The sequence below is a fragment of the Paracoccus gahaiensis genome, assembly GCF_005048225.1.
Taxonomy (GTDB): domain Bacteria; phylum Pseudomonadota; class Alphaproteobacteria; order Rhodobacterales; family Rhodobacteraceae; genus Paracoccus; species Paracoccus gahaiensis.
This window is the reverse complement of sequence record NZ_SUNI01000003.1, coordinates 41,403-59,990: the sequence shown is the minus strand read 5'-3', so window position 1 is coordinate 59,990 and position 18,588 is coordinate 41,403. Positions and strand designations below refer to the sequence as shown.

General features: G+C 68.4%; 17 protein-coding genes. 7 read left to right on the top strand and 10 right to left on the bottom strand.

What is annotated here, in order from left to right; genetic code table 11:
* Positions 1–44: 44 nt before the first annotated feature.
* Positions 45–830 carry a 30S ribosomal protein S2 gene (rpsB, locus tag FA743_RS04985; RefSeq protein ID WP_136884791.1) on the bottom strand — a complete coding sequence of 262 codons (786 nt, stop codon included), beginning with the start codon at positions 828–830 and terminating at the stop codon, positions 45–47.
* A gap of 284 nt (positions 831–1,114) precedes the next feature.
* Here rpsB and eda point away from each other — a divergent pair, with 284 nt between their 5' ends.
* The gene (gene eda / locus FA743_RS04980) at positions 1,115–1,759 is read left to right on the top strand and encodes a bifunctional 4-hydroxy-2-oxoglutarate aldolase/2-dehydro-3-deoxy-phosphogluconate aldolase (RefSeq protein ID WP_136884790.1); all 645 of its coding nucleotides are present in this window, start codon (positions 1,115–1,117) and stop codon (positions 1,757–1,759) included.
* A gap of 1 nt (position 1,760) precedes the next feature.
* Positions 1,761–2,960, top strand: coding sequence for an MFS transporter (locus FA743_RS04975; protein ID WP_136884789.1), 1,200 nt, complete (start codon positions 1,761–1,763; stop codon positions 2,958–2,960).
* Positions 2,961–3,026: 66 nt separating this feature from the next.
* On the opposite strand, the gene xseA is transcribed toward FA743_RS04975, so the two are convergent.
* Entirely contained in the window at positions 3,027–4,610 is a 1,584-nt protein-coding gene (gene xseA / locus FA743_RS04970; RefSeq protein ID WP_136884788.1) for an exodeoxyribonuclease VII large subunit, read from the bottom strand.
* Between the two features lie 62 nt (positions 4,611–4,672).
* On the opposite strand from xseA, the gene purD reads away from it, so the two are divergent.
* Positions 4,673–5,929, top strand: coding sequence for a phosphoribosylamine--glycine ligase (purD, locus tag FA743_RS04965; protein WP_136884787.1), 1,257 nt, complete (start codon positions 4,673–4,675; stop codon positions 5,927–5,929).
* Between the two features lie 63 nt (positions 5,930–5,992).
* Here the strand turns inward: purD and FA743_RS04960 are convergent, their stop codons facing one another.
* Complete coding sequence (locus FA743_RS04960; RefSeq protein WP_136884786.1) at positions 5,993–7,012, bottom strand: ribose-phosphate pyrophosphokinase; 1,020 nt, start codon at positions 7,010–7,012, stop codon at positions 5,993–5,995.
* Positions 7,013–7,096: 84 nt separating this feature from the next.
* Here FA743_RS04960 and FA743_RS04955 point away from each other — a divergent pair, with 84 nt between their 5' ends.
* Both FA743_RS04955 and FA743_RS04950 read left to right on the top strand, forming a co-directional pair.
* Complete coding sequence (locus tag FA743_RS04955) at positions 7,097–7,696, top strand: 2-hydroxychromene-2-carboxylate isomerase (protein ID WP_136884785.1); 600 nt, start codon at positions 7,097–7,099, stop codon at positions 7,694–7,696.
* Positions 7,693–8,469, top strand: a complete 777-nt coding sequence (locus FA743_RS04950) for an alpha/beta fold hydrolase (RefSeq protein ID WP_136884784.1) — start codon at positions 7,693–7,695, stop codon at positions 8,467–8,469. The genes FA743_RS04955 and FA743_RS04950 overlap by 4 nt, the downstream gene beginning before the upstream one ends.
* 15 nt (positions 8,470–8,484) lie before the next feature.
* Here the strand turns inward: FA743_RS04950 and FA743_RS04945 are convergent, their stop codons facing one another.
* The 7 genes from FA743_RS04945 to FA743_RS04915 form a co-directional block, all read right to left on the bottom strand.
* Entirely contained in the window at positions 8,485–8,832 is a 348-nt protein-coding gene (locus tag FA743_RS04945; RefSeq protein WP_136884783.1) for an H-type lectin domain-containing protein, read from the bottom strand.
* A gap of 138 nt (positions 8,833–8,970) precedes the next feature.
* Positions 8,971–9,420 (bottom strand): F0F1 ATP synthase subunit epsilon, encoded by a 450-nt coding sequence (locus FA743_RS04940; RefSeq protein WP_136884782.1) that lies wholly within the window; start codon positions 9,418–9,420, stop codon positions 8,971–8,973.
* Positions 9,421–9,430: 10 nt separating this feature from the next.
* A complete protein-coding gene (atpD, locus tag FA743_RS04935) occupies positions 9,431–10,855 on the bottom strand; it encodes a F0F1 ATP synthase subunit beta (protein WP_136884781.1) in 1,425 nt (474 codons plus the stop codon).
* A 21-nt stretch (positions 10,856–10,876) separates the two neighbouring features.
* Positions 10,877–11,746, bottom strand: a complete 870-nt coding sequence (locus tag FA743_RS04930) for a F0F1 ATP synthase subunit gamma (RefSeq protein ID WP_136884780.1) — start codon at positions 11,744–11,746, stop codon at positions 10,877–10,879.
* 11 nt (positions 11,747–11,757) lie between these two features.
* Complete coding sequence (atpA, locus tag FA743_RS04925; protein WP_136884779.1) at positions 11,758–13,293, bottom strand: F0F1 ATP synthase subunit alpha; 1,536 nt, start codon at positions 13,291–13,293, stop codon at positions 11,758–11,760.
* Entirely contained in the window at positions 13,293–13,859 is a 567-nt protein-coding gene (locus FA743_RS04920) for a F0F1 ATP synthase subunit delta (RefSeq protein WP_136884778.1), read from the bottom strand. The genes atpA and FA743_RS04920 overlap by 1 nt, the downstream gene beginning before the upstream one ends.
* A 287-nt stretch (positions 13,860–14,146) precedes the next feature.
* On the bottom strand, positions 14,147–14,956 hold the full coding sequence (locus tag FA743_RS04915) for a class I SAM-dependent methyltransferase (RefSeq protein WP_136884777.1): 810 nt from the start codon (positions 14,954–14,956) through the stop codon (positions 14,147–14,149).
* Positions 14,957–15,013: 57 nt separating this feature from the next.
* Between FA743_RS04915 and gloB the strand changes: the two genes are divergently transcribed.
* A complete protein-coding gene (gene gloB / locus FA743_RS04910; RefSeq protein WP_136884776.1) occupies positions 15,014–15,760 on the top strand; it encodes a hydroxyacylglutathione hydrolase in 747 nt (248 codons plus the stop codon).
* Positions 15,761–15,993: 233 nt separating this feature from the next.
* Positions 15,994–18,318: an ATP-dependent Clp protease ATP-binding subunit ClpA gene (gene clpA, locus FA743_RS04905; RefSeq protein WP_136884775.1), complete on the top strand. Its 2,325-nt coding sequence runs from the start codon at positions 15,994–15,996 to the stop codon at positions 18,316–18,318.
* The last annotated feature ends 270 nt before the right edge of the window (positions 18,319–18,588 follow it).

The following is an 18,588-nucleotide window of genomic DNA, read 5'->3' as shown; positions in this document are numbered from 1 at the left end:
CCGCCTGACGACAATTCGATGAAATCTGCAATCCGGGACGCGGATCAGGCCTCGGCCGGCGCCTCTTCGGCAGCGGGGGCCTCGTCCATCATCTCTTCCGGAGCATCGGCCAGCGAACCCAGATCGACGCCCGAGGCGCCCATATGGGCGGTCATGCCGTCCAGAGCCGCGCGGCTGACCAGATCGCAATAGAGCGAGATGGCGCGGGCCGCATCGTCATTGCCCGGGATGATATAGTCGATGCCATCGGGCGAGCAGTTGGTGTCGACCACGGCGACGACCGGGATGCCCAGCTTGCGGGCCTCCAGGATGGCCAGGTCTTCCTTGTTCACGTCGATGACGAAGATCAGGTCGGGAAGGCCGCCCATGTCGCGGATGCCGCCAAGCGAAGCTTGCAGTTTGGTCTGCTCGCGCTCCAGCTGCAGGCGCTCTTTCTTGGTCAGGCCCTCGGCGCCGCCGGCCATCGTCTCGTCGATCGCCTTCAGACGGTTGATCGACTGGCTGACGGTCTTCCAGTTGGTCAGCGTGCCGCCCAGCCAGCGGTGGTTCATGTAGAACTGCGCCGACTTCTCGGCCGCTTCCGCGATCGAGCGCTGCGCCTGGCGCTTGGTGCCGACGAACAGCACGCGGCCGCCCTTGGCGACCGTGTCGCGCACGACCTGCAGGGCCGCGTCCAGCATCGGCAGCGTCTGCGTCAGGTCGAGGATGTGGATGCCGTTGCGGTCACCATAGATGAACTCGCCCATGCGGGGGTTCCAGCGTTGGGTCTGGTGACCATAGTGAACGCCAGCTTCAAGAAGCTGACGCAGCGTGAATTCGGGAAGCGCCATGAGGAGTTCCTTTCCGGTTTGCGCCTTGGCAGGGGATCTCAGGGCGGATGCCCCAACCGGTGGACCGTTCGCGGATGTCTCCCGCGAGGGCCCGCCCCTGCCTGTGAAGTGTGCGCGCCTTAGCCCCTGGCCCGGGCGGATGCAAGTAAAATCGCCGGCCCGCCTGCCCTGTGCCGGGGCCGCGCGTGGATCCCCAGGCATGGGCGGGCGGCCTTCTTCGCTTGCATCGCCGGGGGCTTTCGGGTCAGGTTCGGGGCGATTTTTCCCAGATTTCCAGGTGCGTCATGACCCCCGAACTTCAGTCCCGCCAGACCAAGGCCCTCTGCCAGCTGGCGCCGGTCATTCCGGTCATCGTGATCCGCGACGCCGCGTCCGCCGCCGACCTGGCCCGCGCGCTGATCACCGGCGGGCTGCCGGTGCTGGAAGTGACGCTGCGCTCGGATGCCGCGCTGGACGCGATCCGCGCCATGGCGAAGGTCGAGGGCGGCCATGTCGGCGCGGGCACCGTGCTGAGCCCGGACGACGCCAAGCGCGCCAAGGATGCGGGCGCGACCTTCGCCGTCTCGCCGGGCCTGACCGACCGGCTGATCCAGGCCTGCGCCGATCTGGAGCTGCCGCTGCTGCCGGGCACCGTCACCGCCTCCGAGGTGATGCGGGCGGCGGATGCGGGCTTCGACATGCTGAAATTCTTCCCCGCCGAGGCGGTGGGCGGCGCGCCGGCGCTGAAATCGCTGGCGGGCCCCCTGCCGAAGGTCAGCTTCTGCCCGACGGGTGGGGTCTCGCCGCAGAATGCGCACAGCTACCTGTCGCTGCCCAATGTGATCTGCGTGGGCGGCAGCTGGATCGTGACCGATGCCGATGTCGCCGCCGGCAACTGGCAGGCCATCGAGGATCGCGCCCGCACGGCCGCCGCCCTGCCCCGCGGCTGACATGACCGACCTGGCCCGGGCGCGCCGCAACACCATCGTCCTTGTGCTGGCGCAGGCGATCCTGGGCGCGCAGATGTCGGTCATCTTCATCATCGGCGGGCTGGCGGGGCAGATCCTGTCCCCCCATCCCTGCCTGGTGACCCTGCCTTTGTCGATGATCATCCTGGGCTCGGCCCTGTCGGCCCGGCCGCTGGCGCGCTTCATGCAGGCGCGCGGGCGGCAGGCGGGGTTCCTGCTGGCCGTGGTCGCGGGCGCCCTGGGGGCCGCCGTGGCGGCGGCGGGGCTGTGGGTGGGGTCGTTCTGGCTGTTCACGGCAGGGTCCATGCTGACCGGCACCTACATGTCGGCGCAGGGCTTCTACCGCTTCGCCGCCACCGACACCGCGCCCGAGGATTATGCGCCGCGCGCGATCTCCTGGGTGATGGCGGGGGGGCTGGCGGCCGCGATCATCGGCCCGGCGCTGGTGCGGATGACCAGCGAGCTGACCGTGGTGCCGTTCCTGGCCACCTATCTGGCGGTGATCGCGCTGAACCTGACCGGGCCGTTCCTCTTCGCCTTCCTAGACATCCCCACCCCGCCTACCCGGCAGGACAGCGACCCCGCGGGGCGCCCGATGGGGCAGATCCTGCGCAGCCCGGCCATCGCGGTGGCGATGATCTGCGGGACGGTGTCCTATGCGCTGATGAACCTGGTGATGACCTCGACCCCGCTGGCGGTGGTGGGCTGCGGCTTCGCGACCTCGGACGCGGCCAATATCGTCAGCGCCCATGTGCTGGCGATGTTCGCGCCCAGCTTCGTCACCGGCCATCTGATCGCCCGCTTCGGGGCCGAGCCGATCGTGGGCATCGGCCTGGCGATCCTGGCCGCCGCCGGGACCGTCGCGCTGACGGGGGTGGAGCTGCCGCAGTTCTACCTCACCCTGATCCTTCTGGGGATCGGCTGGAACTTCGGCTATATCGGCGCCACCACCATGCTGACCCGCGCCCATGCCCCCGAGGAACGGGGTCGCGTCCAGGGGACCAACGATCTGATCGTGTTCGGGGGGGTGTTCCTGGCCTCGCTGTCCTCGGGAGGGCTGATGAACTGTTCGGGCGGATCGGTGCAGGCGGGCTGGAACGCGGTGAACCTGTCGATGCTGCCCCTGCTGGTGCTGGCCGGGGCGGCGCTGATCTGGCTGGCGCTGCGTCCGAAGCCGCTTTGACGGCGAGGGCGGACCGGGGGTTTCACACCCCCGGACCCCCGTGGGATATTTCCGGACCGCTGCAGGTCAGATGAGGGTCTTCTGGTCCGGCGGGGCGGGCTTGCGGCGCCGGGGCTTGTCGGGAGCGCCCTCGGGGCGGACCGCGACATGCCGGTCGCCCGCGAAGTGCAGGTCCAGCCGGGGCGCCTGCGCGGCGGCCTCGGGCGAGGTGATGACGCGCTTGTCGGGACCGCGCACGATCACGAAACCCCGCTGCAGGGTCTCTTCGGGACCGAGCGAGAGGCGCATCCGGTCGAGCCTTTCGATGGCCTCCTGGCGCTGCACCTGCCCCCGGCGCAGGCCCGCCACAAGGCGCAGATCAAGCTCGGCCAGCCTGGCATGCTGCGTGACGATGGCGCGGCGGGCCGTGGCCTCCACACGCCGGAGCGAACTGTCCAGCCGTTCCTGCAGATGGCTCAGCCGGTCGCGGGGACGGTCAAGGCGGCGGGCACGGGCCATGTCGAGCCGGGTCGCGGCGCGGTCCAGCCCGTGGCGCTTGGCCGCCGTGAACTGGCGCAGCGTGGCCGCCGGCATCGGGCGCCCCGCCAGCCGGTCGCGCCGCGCCCGCACCGTCTGGCGCAGCGCCGGCTCCAGCCGCGCGCCCTGCAGGTCCAGGCGCTGGCGGGCCCCGTCGGTCAGTGCCGAGGGGCGACCCATCGCCCGGGCCAGATCGCGCAGGCGCTGCCGGGGTCGCTGCAGGCCCTGGGCCTGGCTGCGGGCCATGCGGGCGCCCGCCTCGGCCAGACGCGCGGCCAGATCGGCGCGGACCGGCACCGCCATCTCGGCCGCCGCCGTGGGCGTGGGGGCGCGACGGTCTGCGGCGAAGTCGATCAGGGTCGTGTCGGTCTCGTGCCCCACCGCCGAGATCAGAGGAATGGCACTGTCGGCCGCCGCGCGCACCACGGCCTCTTCGTTGAAGCCCCACAGATCCTCGAGGCTGCCGCCGCCCCGCGCGACAATGATCAGGTCGGGACGCGGGACCGGCCCGCCCGGGGCCAGCGCGTTCAAGCCGCGGATGGCGGCGCTGACCTGGGGCGCGCAGCCCTCGCCCTGCACGGCCACGGGCCAGATCAGCACATGGGTCGGAAAGCGGTCGCGCAGACGGTGCAGGATGTCGCGGATCACCGCGCCCGAGGGCGAGGTCACCACCGCGATCACCCGGGGCAGGAAGGGCAGCGGGCGCTTGCGGTCCTGGTCGAACAGTCCCTCGGCGGCCAGCGCCTTGCGGCGGCGGTCCAGCATGGCCATCAGCGCCCCGGCGCCGGCGGGCTCGATCTGGTCGACGATCATCTGGTATTTCGACTGGCCCGGGAAGGTCGTCAGCCGGCCGGTGGCGATGATCTCCATCCCCTCCTCGGGGCGCTGGATCAGGCGCGCGGCCTGGCCCTTCCAGGTGACGGCGGCCAGCACGGCGCGGTCGTCCTTGAGGTCGAAATACAGATGGCCCGAGCCGGGCCGCGACACGCGCCCCACCTCGGCCCGGACGCGGACGCGGCCGAACTGGTCCTCGATGCTGCGCTTGACCGCGCCCGACAGTTCCGAGACGGTGAACTCATGCGCGTTGCTGCCCGGTTCGGGGGCGTCCTCGATGTCGTCGTCCAGCAGATCCATGCGGCTTGTTCCCTTCACCGCCCCAGACTAGAACGCCGCAAGGTCAAGCGAAAGGGCGGCAGATGAATATCCTGATCCTGGGCGGCGGCGGGCGCGAACATGCGCTGGCCTGGGCCATCCGGCAGAACCCGAAATGCGACCGGCTGATCGTGGCGCCGGGCAATGCGGGCATCGCGGGGGTGGCCGACTGCGCCGATCTGGACGTGCTGTCGCGGGCCGAGGTGCTGGAATTCGTGCAGGAGAACGCCATCGACTTCGTGGTCGTCGGACCCGAGGCGCCGCTGGCCGCCGGCGTCTCGGATGCGCTGCGCGACGCGGGCATCCTGGTCTTCGGCCCCAGCCAGGCGGCGGCGCAGCTGGAGGCCTCCAAGGCCTTCACAAAGGAGATCTGCGATGCCTGCGGCGCCCCCACCGCGGCCTGGGCACAGTTCACCGAAGGGGCCCCCGCCCGCGATTACGTGACGGCCCAGGGCGCCCCCATCGTGATCAAGGCCGACGGGCTGGCCGCCGGCAAGGGCGTCACAGTCGCCATGACGCTGGCCGAGGCCCATGCCGCGATCGACGCCATCTTCGAGGGCGCCTTCGGCGAGATGTCCGTGGTCGTCGAGGAGTTCATGGAGGGCGAGGAGGCCAGCTTCTTCATCCTCTCGGACGGCACCGACTGCCTGCCCATCGGCACCGCGCAGGACCACAAGCGCGTGGGCGAGGGCGACAGCGGCCCCAATACCGGCGGCATGGGCGCCTACAGCCCCGCCCCGGTGCTAACGCCCGCGCTGCAGGATCAGGTGATGGCGCGGATCGTCCGCCCGACCATCGCCGAGATGGCGCGGCGCGGCATGCCGTTCCAGGGGGTCCTCTATGCCGGGCTGATGATCCAGGGCGGACAGGCGCGGCTGGTGGAATACAATGTCCGCTTCGGCGATCCGGAATGCCAGGCGCTGATGATGCGGCTCGGCGCGCAGATCCTGGACCTGCTGCTGGCCTGCGCCGAGGAACGGCTGGCCGAGGCGCAGGTGGTCTGGGCCGACGATCACGCCCTGACCGTGGTGATGGCCGCCCAAGGCTATCCCGGCGCCTATGACAAGGGCAGCCGCATCTCCGGCCTGCAGCAGCTACCCGAGACTTCGTTCCAGATGACCTTCCATGCCGGAACTGCCGAGGCGGACGGGGCGATCGTCGCCACGGGCGGGCGGGTCCTCGGCTGCACCGGGCGCGGCGCGACCCTGGCCGAGGCGCATGAGCGCGCCTATGCCCTCGTCGACGCGATCGACTGGCCGCAGGGCTTCTGCCGCCGCGACATCGGCTGGCGGGCGCTCTGACCCATTCATCTTGGCAAAAATATCCCCGCCGGAGGCATCCGGCAGGCACACCGGGCACCGCCCTCAGAGGGGCGAGTACAGGCCCTCATAGATCGGCAGCAGCGTGTCCGTCTCGAACAGGCTGCTGACCGAGGTGCCGTTCCAGATGTTCAGGACGGCCTGCGTGAACATCGGCGCGGTCGGCACGATGCGGATGTTGGGCGCGGACCTGACCGCATCGGTCGGCTGGATCGAATCGGTGATGACCAGCGATTTCATCACCGAGGCCGCCACCCGCTCGACCGCCGGGCCGGACAGCACGCCATGGGTGATATAGGCGTGGACCTCGGTGGCGCCGCTGTCGGTCAGGGTCTGGGCTGCCTTGCACAGGGTGCCGGCCGTGTCGCAGATGTCGTCGACGATGATGCAGGTCTTGCCGGACACGTCGCCGATGACCGTCATCTCGGCGACCTCTCCGGCCTTCTCGCGACGCTTGTCGACGATGGCCAGCGGCGCACCGATCCGGGTGGCCAGCTCGCGCGCCCGCGCCAGGCCACCCACATCGGGCGAGACGACCATCAGGTCGGCCAACCGGCCCTTGAAGTGGTGCTTGACGTCCAGCGCGAAGACCGGCGCGGCATAGAGGTTGTCCACGGGGATGTCGAAGAAGCCCTGGATCTGCGTCGCGTGCAGGTCCAGCGTCAGCACGCGGTCGATCCCGGCCGTGGTCATCAGGTTGGCCACCAGCTTGGCGCTGATCGGCGTGCGCGCCTTGGCGCGGCGATCCTGGCGGGCATAGCCGAAATAGGGGATCACCGCGGTGATGCGCGCGGCCGAGGACCGCTTGAGCGCATCGACGATGACCAGCAGCTCCATCAGGTTGTCATTGGCCGGATTCGAGGTCGGCTGGATGATGTACATGTCCTCGCCGCGGACGTTCTCATAGACCTCGACGAAGATCTCGGCATCGTTGAACCGCTCGACGCGGGCGTCCAGCAGGCTGACGCTCATCCCGCGATGCAGGGACATGCGGCGGGCGATGGACTGGGCCAGGGGTCGGTTGGCATTGCCGGAGATCAGCTTGGGTTCGGTCATGACGGGCATGGGGGCGGGCCTTTGGCGGGTTGCGTCCGATTGCGGTTGCCTTAGCACCGGGCTAGCCTGCGGCCAACCAAGAAGGACAAACCCATGGCTCATATCGACTATTATCTGGGGACGATCAGCCCGTGGTGCTATCTGGCGGGCAACCGGCTGGAGGAGATCGCCGCCCGCCACGGCGCGCAGATCACCTACAGGCCGCTGGACCTGCTGCAGCTGTTCGACCGCACCGGCGGCATCCGTCCCGCCGACCGCCATGCCAGCCGGATGGAGTATCGCGCCCAGGAGCTGCCGCGATGGGCCGCGTATCTGGGCCTGCCCCTGAACCTGAAACCCGCGCATTGGCCGGTGAACATGGCGCCCTCGTCCTATGCGATCATCGCGGCGCAGGCGGCGGGCGGCGGCGATCTGGCCGGGCTGGTGCAGGCCATCCTGCGCGCGGTCTGGGCCGATCAGCGCGACATCAGCGACGACGCGGTGATCCGGGACCTGCTGGGCGCCAGCGGCTTCGACCCGGCCTTGGCCGACAAGGGCCTGTTCGTGGGCGCCGAGACCTATGGCCGCAATCTCGAGGATGCGGTTCAGGCCGGCGCCTTCGGCGCGCCCTTCTATGTGGTGCGCGAGACGAAGCAGCGCTTCTGGGGTCAGGACCGGCTGGACTTCCTGGACCGGCATCTGGCCGGGGCATGAGCGGGCTTCACCTGCGCCACTGGCCCGGCGATCCCGACCGGCCCGCATTGGCGCTGCATTGCATGATGGGCAGCGGCTCGGCCTGGGGGGGCATTGCCGCCGGGCTGGAGGGACGGGTCGATCTGCGCGGCTTCGACATGCCGGGCCACGGGCGCAGCGATGCCTGGCTGCCGCAAGAGGATGCGCCCGACTATCACACCGCCGTCACCCGGCTGGCCGCCGCGATGATCGACCGGCCCCTTGACCTGATCGGCCACAGCTTCGGCGCGACGGTGGCCCTGCGCATCGCCGTGGCCGCCCCCGAGGCGGTGCGCAGCCTGACCCTGATCGAGCCGGTGCTGTTCGCCGCCAGCCCGGACGCCGCGCAGGATGCCCGTGACCGCGAGATGGCCGAGCTGCTGGATCAGGGGCGGGATGACGAGGCTGCGGCGGCCTTCCTGGCCATATGGCGCGCGCAGGAGCTGGCACAGATGCCGGCCCCGGCCCGCGCGCAGGTGACCCGGCAGATCCGTCTGGTCGCCGCCACCCAGGACGCGCTGCGCCATGACAGCGCGCGGATCCTGCGGCCGGGCGGGCTGGAACAGATCGGGGCGCCGGTCCTGCTGATCCAAGGGGACCGCAGCCCCGGGGTCATCCGCGCCGTCACCGATGCGCTGGCCGCACGGCTGCCCGATGTCGGGCGCGCCAGCGTGCCCGGCGCGGGCCACATGGCGCCGCTGACCCATCCCGCCCAGGTGGCGGGCCTGATCGCGGTCAATCTTGACCGCAGCTAGAGGGCTGGATCGCAGCTAGAGGGTGAAGTCCTGCTCGTCGGGCAGCACGCCGATCGCCATCCAGGTGACGCGCAGCCGGCCGACGCGGGTGTCGCCCCAGGTCTGGAACACCGCGTCAAAGCCCGAGGCGGTGACATTCTCGGCCCGCAGGTTGCCCCGCAGGTTCCGGCTGCTGTCCAGATCCCACATGCTGGCCGACAGCTGCACGGCCGGGGGCATCAGGAACCGCTCGGAATACCTGACCGGGCTGCGGATCTCGCGCTCGCCCTCGTCGGTCCACATCGGGCCTTGGGTGTCGAAATCGGCGACCAGCCCCAGCTCTCCCTGGCAGACGCCGATCTCGTTTCTGGTGAATCGCAGCATGAACGCGCCCCTGGCCCCCGTCTTGGGTATGAAGATCAATGTGGTCTAGCCCAGCCCGGGCCGCAAAGGAAAGGCCCCGGCGCAATGCCGGGGCCCCGCAATCTGTCAGTGCCTTCCTTGTGATCAGCCGGTCCGCGATCAGTCCGGAACGGTGGACTGGTTCGGATCCAGCCCGATCTGCGTGCCAAGCGCCTGCATGTCGCCCAAGAGTTTGACGGCGGCGGTCACCACCTCTCCGCCGACATGCTCGCGCCGGTCCTGCGCCGAGCGGTGGCCGCGATGGGCCTCGGACATCATGTCGTTGAAGACCTCCTGCGTGATCTCCGCGCGCGGGTGACCGCGCTCGGCCAGCAGGCTGACGCTGTCGGCGTTGATCTCGGCAAAGCCGCCGGTCACGGCGAACTCGCTGGTGGTGCCATCGGCACCGACCAGGATGACCATGCCGGGACGCAGGGTCACGATCGTGGGCGCATGGCCGGGCATGGCGGTCAGATCGCCGTCATTGCCCGGCAGGCGGACCTCGCGCACGGGAACGGAGGCGAGGCTCCGTTCCGGCGACACGAGGTCGAACTGCATGGTATCGGCCATCTAGGTCCCCTTACGCGGCTTCGGCGGCAAGGCGCTGCGCCTTGGCCTTCACGTCCTCGATGTCGCCGACCATGTAGAAGGCGCCCTCGGGCAGGTGATCATACTCGCCCGCGACAACCGCCTTGAACGAGGCGATGGTCTTTTCCAGCGGCACCTGAATGCCGTCGGAGCCGGTGAAGACCTTGGCCACGTCGAAGGGCTGCGACAGGAAGCGCTGGATCTTGCGCGCCCGGGTCACGGTCAGCTTGTCCTCTTCGGACAGCTCGTCCATGCCCAGGATCGCGATGATGTCCTGCAGCGACTTGTACTTCTGCAGGATGCCCTGAACGGCGCGCGCGACGTTGTAATGCTCTTCGCCCAGGATCTGCGGGTCCATCAGACGCGACGAGCTGTCCAGCGGGTCCACGGCCGGATAGATGCCCAGTTCCGAGATGGCGCGCGACAGGTTGGTCGTCGCATCCAGGTGGGCGAAGGTCGTGGCCGGCGCAGGGTCGGTCAGGTCATCGGCCGGAACATAGACGGCCTGGATCGAGGTGATCGAGCCCTTCTTGGTCGAGGTGATGCGTTCCTGCATGACGCCCATGTCGGTCGCCAGCGTCGGCTGATAGCCCACGGCGGAGGGGATGCGACCCAGCAGGGCCGACACTTCGGACCCGGCCTGCGTGAAGCGGAAGATGTTGTCCACGAAGAACAGAACGTCCGTGCCCGAGGCGTCGCGGAACTGTTCCGCCAGCGTCAGACCGGTCAGGGCGACGCGCATGCGGGCACCCGGCGGCTCGTTCATCTGGCCATAGACCAGCGCCACCTTCGATTCCGACAGATTGTCGGGGACGATGACGCCCGATTCGACCATCTCGTGATACAGGTCGTTGCCTTCGCGGGTGCGTTCACCGACGCCCGCGAACACGGAATAGCCCGAGTGCACCTTGGCGATGTTGTTGATCAGTTCCATGATCAGAACCGTCTTGCCCACGCCGGCACCGCCGAACAGGCCGATCTTGCCGCCCTTGGAATAGGGCGCCAGCAGGTCGATGACCTTGATGCCGGTCACCAGGATCTCCGAGCTGGTCGCCTGCGCCGCGAAATCGGGCGCCGGCTGGTGGATGGCACGGGTTTCCGATGCCGCCAGCGGGCTGCCTTCGTCCACCGGCTCGCCGATGACGTTCAGGATGCGGCCAAGCGTCACGTCGCCCACCGGCACCATGATCGGGTTGCCGGTATCCGTCACGGCCTCGCCGCGGACCAGACCTTCGGTCGCGTCCATGGCGATGGTGCGGACGGTGTTCTCGCCCAGATGCTGGGCAACCTCCAGCACCAGCTTCTTGCCGTTGTTCTGAGTCACCAGCGCGTTCAGGATCGCCGGCAGCGTGTCCCCGAACTGCACGTCGACGACGGCGCCGATCACCTGCGTGATTTTACCAGTGGCCTCTGCCATGTTGTCACCTTTGCTTTACGGTCAGAGCGCCTCGGCGCCCGCAATGATTTCGATCAGCTCCGTGGTGATCGCTGCCTGACGCGAGCGGTTGTACTGCATCGTCAGTCGGTCGATCATGTCGCCCGCGTTGCGCGTGGCGTTGTCCATGGCACTCATCCGCGCGCCCTGTTCGGACGCCGCGTTTTCCAGAAGGGCGGCAAAGATCTGCGTCGCGACGGATCGCGGCAGCAGTTCCGCCAGCAATTCCTCTTCGCCGGGCTCGTAATCATACAGCGCGTTCGCGGTGGCCCCTTCGGGCACCTCGGCCGGGATGATCTGGCGCGCGGTCGGGATCTGGCTGATCACCGATTCGAAGCGGTTGTAGAAGATCGTCGCCACGTCGAAATCGCCGGTCTCGAACCGCGCCAGCACCTCGTCGCTGATGCCGCGCGCGGTGTCATAGCCCATGCGCTTGACCTCGGACAGATCGACGTGATGGACAAACAGCTTGCCATAGTCACGCTTGAGCTGCTCGCGGCCCTTCTTGCCGACGGTCAGGATGGCGACCTCCTTGCCCTCGCCGCGCAGGCGTTCGGCATGGAGGCGCGCCAGCTTGACGATCGAGCTGTTGAAGCCCCCCGCCAGACCGCGTTCCGCCGTCATCACGACCAGCAGGTGACGCTTGTCCTCGCCCGTGCCCGCCAGCAGGCGCGGCGCACCCGACTGGCCCGCCGCATTCGCGGTCAGGCCGGCCATGACGGCGGACATGCGGTCGGCATAGGGACGCGCGGCTTCCGCCGCCTCCTGCGCACGGCGCAGTTTGGCGGCGGCGACCATCTGCATCGCCTTGGTGATCTTCCGCGTGTTCTTGACGCTTCCGATCCGGTTCTTCAGGTCCTTCAGACTGGGCATCTAATCCCCCTTCAGGCGCGGGTGCGGTTGTATTCGTCCAGCACCGCCTTGATCGACGCTTCCAGCTCGCCCGAAATCTTGCGGTCGTTGCGGGTCATGTCGTCCAGCAGATCGGTCTTCTGGCTGCGCAGGAACTGAAGCAGACCGTCTTCCCAGGCCACGACCTCGCGGACGGGCACGTTGTCGATATAGCCCTTGGTGCCGGCATAGATCACGATGACGATCTCGGCCGTGGTCAGGGGGCGATACTGGGGCTGTTTCATCAGTTCGGTCAGGCGGGCACCGCGGTTCAGCAGGCGCTGCGTCGAGGCATCCAGATCCGACCCGAACTGGGCGAAGGCCGCCATCTCGCGGTACTGCGCCAGTTCCAGCTTGACCGGACCGGCGACGGATTTCATCGCCTTGGTCTGGGCAGCCGACCCCACGCGCGACACCGACAGACCGGTGTTCACGGCCGGACGGACGCCCTGGAAGAACAGTTCGGTTTCCAGGAAGATCTGGCCGTCGGTGATCGAGATCACGTTGGTCGGGATATAGGCCGACACGTCGCCCGCCTGGGTCTCGATGATCGGCAGCGCCGTCAGCGAGCCCGAGCCGTTGGCCTCGTTCAGCTTGCAGGCCCGCTCCAGCAGGCGCGAGTGCAGATAGAACACGTCGCCGGGATAGGCTTCGCGTCCGGGCGGACGGCGCAGCAGCAGCGACATCTGACGGTAGGCCACAGCCTGCTTGGACAGATCGTCATAGACGATCAGCGCATCCATGCCGTTGTCGCGGAAATATTCGCCGATGGCCGCACCCGAGAACGGTGCCAGGAACTGCATCGGCGCCGGGTCGGACGCGGTGGCCGCGACGACGGTCGTGTAGGCCATCGCGCCGGTCTCTTCCAGCTTCTTGACCAGCTGCGCCACGGTCGAGCGCTTCTGCCCGATCGCGACATAGATGCAATGCAGGGTCTTCATGCCCTCGGCCTCGCGGCCGTTATAGCTCATCTGGTTCAGGATGGTGTCCAGAGCGATGGCGGTCTTGCCGGTCTGGCGGTCGCCGATGATCAGCTCGCGCTGGCCACGGCCGACCGGGATCATGGCGTCCACGGACTTGAGGCCCGTCGCCATCGGCTCGTGCACCGACTTGCGCGGCATGATGCCCGGCGCCTTCATGTCGGCGACGCGACGCTCGGTCGTCTCGATGGGGCCCTTGCCGTCGATGGGATTGCCCAGGCCGTCCACGACGCGGCCCAGCAGGGCCTTGCCCACCGGAACGTCCACGATCGTGCGCGTGCGCTTGACGGTGTCGCCTTCCTTGATGGTGCGGTCGTCGCCGAAGATCACGATGCCGACGTTGTCGGTCTCGAGGTTCAGCACCATGCCGCGGATCCCGCCCGGGAACTCGACCATCTCGCCGGCCTGGACATTGTCCAGACCATAGACGCGCGCGATGCCGTCACCGACGGACAGGACCTGACCAACTTCGGCAACTTCGGCGTCCTGGCCGAAGTTCTTGATCTGCTCCTTGAGGATCGCCGAAATTTCGGCAGCCTGGATTCCCATTATCCGACCTCTTTCATGACATTCTGGAGGGAGCTGAGCTTCGAGCGGACCGAACTGTCGATCATCTTCGAGCCCAACTTGACAATCATCCCGCCGATGAGGGTCTCATCGACGCGCGTGTTCAGCTTGACCTTTTTGCCGGATTTCTCGGCCAGGGTCTGTTTCAGGCGATCCGCCTGGACATCCGTCAGCGCGATGGCGCTGGTGACATCCGCGGTGATCTCGCCGCGCTCGGTGGCGATCAGCTCGGCCAGGCGCGCGGTCAGCTGCGGCAGCACGAACAGGCGGCGGTTCCGGGCCATCAGCTGCAGCGTGTTGGCCAGCACCGGCGACAGGCTCATCTTCGTGGCCAGCGCGCCGATGGCGCGGGCCTGGTCGTCGCGCGAATAGATCGGGCTGGCGATCAGGTCGCGCAGCTGGGCGCTGTCCGTCAGCGCGGCATCCAGATCGGCGGTCTGCGTGGCCAGGGCGTCAAGACCGCCCTCTTCCTTCGCAATCTCGAAGACCGCCTGCGCATAGCGTCCGGCGATGCTGTGGGACATGGAAACAGAGTTGGCCACGGTCATCCTTTACGGTTTGCGCAAACCCCGCTGGCGGGCCGGGCGTGTCTGCCTGGTCTGTCGCGGGGTGCGGGTCGCGGTCGCGCGGCTTTTGGAGGGTCGCGCGCAAATCTGGGGCGTCTCTAGCAGGTGATTTCACCCCCGGCAACCGTCAAGGACAGGTTAAGACACGCCTTTGCGACCAAAGGGGGCCGGTTGAGGGAAACCGGCCACGGGCAGCGCTAACACCGCTTTCGCCCCCCAGGTTCCCCGGCGGGCGGGACCGGGCGCCCCATCCCGAGTCATGGCCCGGGTCAGGGCGATTTCGGTGGCGCGTCCGGGCCTTGAGCGACTCGCCCCGCCGGCGCCACCGGGGCGCCGCGCGGACGCGGACGCGCCACGCCGTCCAGGATCTCGCGCGGGCTGGGCACGTGGATGCGCACGCCGGGACCGATGGGCGCGCGGGTCTGCTTGGTCAGTTCGACCAGGATCACGCCGGCGATCAGCACCCGGCTGATGCGGGCGCCGCTGCGTTCCCAGAACTGGGCGCTGCGCAGCCAGAATCGCCGGTCCGAGGGCGGGATATAGACCGCGCTGCCGTGCCAGTCGGGCAGGAACCCCGCCCGTCGCAACTGCGCCTCGATCTGGCCCGTGGTATAGGCCCGGCCAAAGCCGAAGGGCGTGCGGTCGCTGGCCGCCCACAGCCCGGCGCGGTTGGGTGCCATCACCATCATCCGCCCCCCCGGCCCCAGGCAGCGCCAGGCTTCGGCCAGCAGCTCGCGCGGATGCTCGCTGGTCTCCAGCCCGTGCAGCATGACCAGCCGGTCCAGGCTGCCGGTCTCGACCGGCCAGGCGGTCTCGTCGCACAGGACGGAGCGGTTCGGCTGCCCCGCCGGCCAGCCCATCACCCCCTGCGGCCCCGGCATCAGCGCCGTCACCCGCCGCGCGGTCGACAGATAGGGCCGCAGCATCGGCGCCGCGAAGCCGAAGCCCGCCACCGTCATGCCCGACACGCTGGCCGGACCCCATCGCCCGGTCAGCCGGTCGCGCAGGATGCGCTGGACCACACGGCCAAGCGCGCGCTGATAGTAGAAGCGCCGCAGCTGGTCGATGTCATGGTGCATTGCGCATGGGTCCCGGGTTTGACAGGCTCAGGTGACCACAAGGAGAAGGATTTGCCAATGCCGCTGGATCTGGTCACGCTGCGCTGCCTCAAGGACAACTACGCCTATCTGCTGCATGGCGGGGGCGGCACCGTGCTGATCGATGCGCCCGAGGCCATGCCGATCCTGACCGAGCTGGAGGCGCGGGGCTGGGGCCTGGACGCGATCCTTTTGACGCATCACCATGACGACCACATCCAGGCGGTGGCCGAGATCGTCGCGGCGACCGGCGCCAAGGTGATCGGCGCCGATGCCGATGCGGGGCGCCTGCCGCCCCTGGACCTGCGCGTGCGCCCCGGCGAGCCGCTGGAGATCCTGGGAGAGCCGGTCGGCATCCTCGACGTGTCGGGCCATACGGTCGGCCACATCGCCTTCCATTTTCCGCAGAGCGCGATGGCCTTCACCGCCGACAGCCTGATGGCCCTGGGCTGCGGGCGGCTGTTCGAGGGCGATCCGGCGATGATGTGGGACAGCCTGTCGCGGCTCAATGCCCTGCCCGGCGACACGCTGATCTGCTCGGGCCACGACTACTGCGCGGCCAACGGCGCCTTCGCTTTGTCTGTCGATCCCGACAATGCCGCCCTGCAGGACCGGCTGGCCGACATTGCCGAGGCCCGCAGCCCCTGCGCCCCCGCCACGCTGGAGGTCGAGCGCGCGACCAACCCCTTCCTGCGCGTCGCCGCCCTGCGCAGCTTGCTTGGACTGGAGGGAGCGGACGACGCCCAGGTCTTCGCCCGTCTGCGGGCCATGAAGGACGATTTCTGATGTCCGTTCCGGGGCCCGCCGCGATGTCGCACCCGCGCGCTGCGGGGGCGCCCCGCTTGAAATGCGGGCGCCGCGATATCACATCTGCCTCAACCGGGGGAAAAACGTGGCACATGTGGGAGAAACCACTTGATGCCGGGTGAAATCCACCAAATCTTAAAACCATCGTGACAGTCTGGGCAGGTGGGCCGCGAACGGGCCCATACCGCCAGCCGACTGACAGGAGACGACCCGTGCCAAGTTTCTCGACCTCCCTGGAACAGGCCATCCATCAAGCGCTCGCGCTGGCGAACGAACATCGACATGAACTTGCGACGCTGGAACATCTGTTGCTGGCCCTGACCGAGGAACCGGAAGCGGTCAAGGTCATGCGGGCCTGCAACGTGGATCTGGAAGAGCTGCGCAAGACCCTCGTCGATTTCATCGAGGATGACCTCTCCACCCTGATCACCGATGTCGAAGGCTCCGAGGCGGTGCCCACGGCCGCCTTCCAGCGCGTCATCCAGCGCGCCGCCATCCATGTCCAAAGCTCGGGCCGCCAGGAGGTGACCGGCGCCAACGTGCTGGTGGCCATCTTCGCGGAACGCGAATCGAACGCGGCCTTCTTCCTGCAGGAACTGGACATGACCCGTTACGACGCGGTCAACTTCATCGCGCATGGCGTGGCCAAGAACCCCTCCTTCAACGAGCCCCGCAAGGTCGTCGGATCCGAGGAGCCGGTCGAACAGAAGCAGGCCGAGGCCGCGCAGGAATCCAAGGACGAAAGCGCGCTCGGCAAGTATTGCGTCGACCTGAACGTGAAGTCCCGCAAGGGCGACGTGGACCCGCTGATCGGCCGCGAGCCCGAGGTGGAGCGCGCCATCCAGGTCCTGTGCCGTCGGCGCAAGAACAACCCGCTGCTGGTGGGCGATCCCGGCGTGGGCAAGACCGCCATCGCCGAGGGGCTGGCGCTGAAGATCACCCGGGGCGAGACCCCCGAGGTGCTGGCCGGCGCCACGATCTTCTCGCTGGACATGGGCTCGCTGCTGGCCGGCACCCGCTATCGCGGCGATTTCGAGGAGCGGCTGAAGGCCGTGGTCAAGGAACTCGAGGCGCATCCCGACGCGATCCTCTTCATCGACGAGATCCATACGGTGATCGGCGCGGGCGCCACCTCGGGCGGGGCGATGGACGCCTCGAACCTGCTCAAGCCCGCCCTGGCGGCGGGCAAGCTGCGCTGCATGGGCTCGACCACCTACAAGGAATACCGCCAGCATTTCGAGAAGGACCGCGCCCTGGCCCGCCGGTTCCAGAAGATCGACGTGAACGAGCCCTCGGTGCCCGATACCGTCAAGATCCTGATGGGGCTCAAGCCGCATTTTGAGAAGCATCACGACCTGCGCTATACCAATGACGCGATCAAGTCGGCGGTCGAGCTGGCCAGCCGCTACATCAACGACCGCAAGTTGCCCGACAGCGCCATCGACGTGATCGACGAGGCGGGCGCGGCCCAGCATCTGGTGACCGAAAGCAAGCGGCGCAAGACGATCAGCCCGAAGGAGATCGAGGCCGTCGTGGCCAAGATCGCCCGCATCCCGCCCAAGAACGTCAGCAAGAACGATGCCGAGGTGCTGCGCGATCTGGATGCCGGGCTGAAGCGCGTGGTCTTCGGTCAGGACGATGCCATCGAGGCCCTGTCCAGCGCGATCAAGCTGGCCCGCGCCGGGTTGCGCGAGCCCGAGAAGCCCATCGGCAACTATCTGTTCGCCGGACCCACGGGCGTCGGCAAGACCGAGGTGGCCAAGCAGCTGGCCGCCAGCCTGGGGGTCGAGCTGATCCGCTTCGACATGTCGGAATACATGGAGAAGCACGCCGTCAGCCGTCTCATCGGCGCGCCTCCGGGCTATGTCGGCTTCGATCAGGGCGGGCTTCTGACCGACGGCATCGACCAGCATCCCCACAGCGTGCTGCTGCTGGACGAGATCGAGAAGGCGCATCCCGACGTCTTCAACATCCTGCTGCAGATCATGGATGCGGGGCGGCTGACCGACCACAATGGCCGGGCGGTGGACTTCCGAAACGTGATCGTCATCATGACCTCGAATGCGGGGGCGGCGGACGCGGCGAAAGCGGCTATCGGCTTCGGGCGTGACCGGCGCGAGGGCGAGGATACGGCCGCGATCGAGCGGACCTTCACGCCCGAGTTCCGCAACCGTCTGGACGCGATCATCAGCTTCGCGCCGCTGTCGCGCGACGTGGTGGTGCATGTGGTCGAGAAGTTCGTTCTTCAACTGGAGGCTCAGCTGATGGACCGCAACGTCCATATCGAACTGACCCCCGAGGCCGCCAACTGGCTGGCCGAGAAGGGCTACGACGACCGCATGGGCGCCCGCCCCCTGGGCCGGGTGATCCAGGAGAGCATCAAGAAGCCCCTGGCCGAGGAACTGCTGTTCGGTCGCCTGACCAAGGGCGGCGTGGTGCGCGTGAAGATCGAGGACGACAAGCCCGCCTTCGACATCACCGGCCCCGACGCGCCCCGCATCGGCAAGTCCAAGACCCCGCTGCTGACCGCCGAATAGGGCGCTTGGCCTGAGATGAACGAGGCCCCGCCGGATCGGCGGGGCCTTTGTCGTTGAGCGAGAGGGTCAGGGCTGCCTTTTTCGATCCGCAGGACGGCGTCTCTGATGCAATGCTAGGATCCTTGAACGGGTCGCCTGCGGCGCCGGCTGCCAACCCGTCCGATACGGCGCTGCCCGTCGCGCTCGTCGGCGCGGCAGGATCCATGCGTCGGCCTTTGCGCAGACGCTGCCAACCTGTCCGGTGCGGCGCCGCTCGTTGCGCCTGCCGCG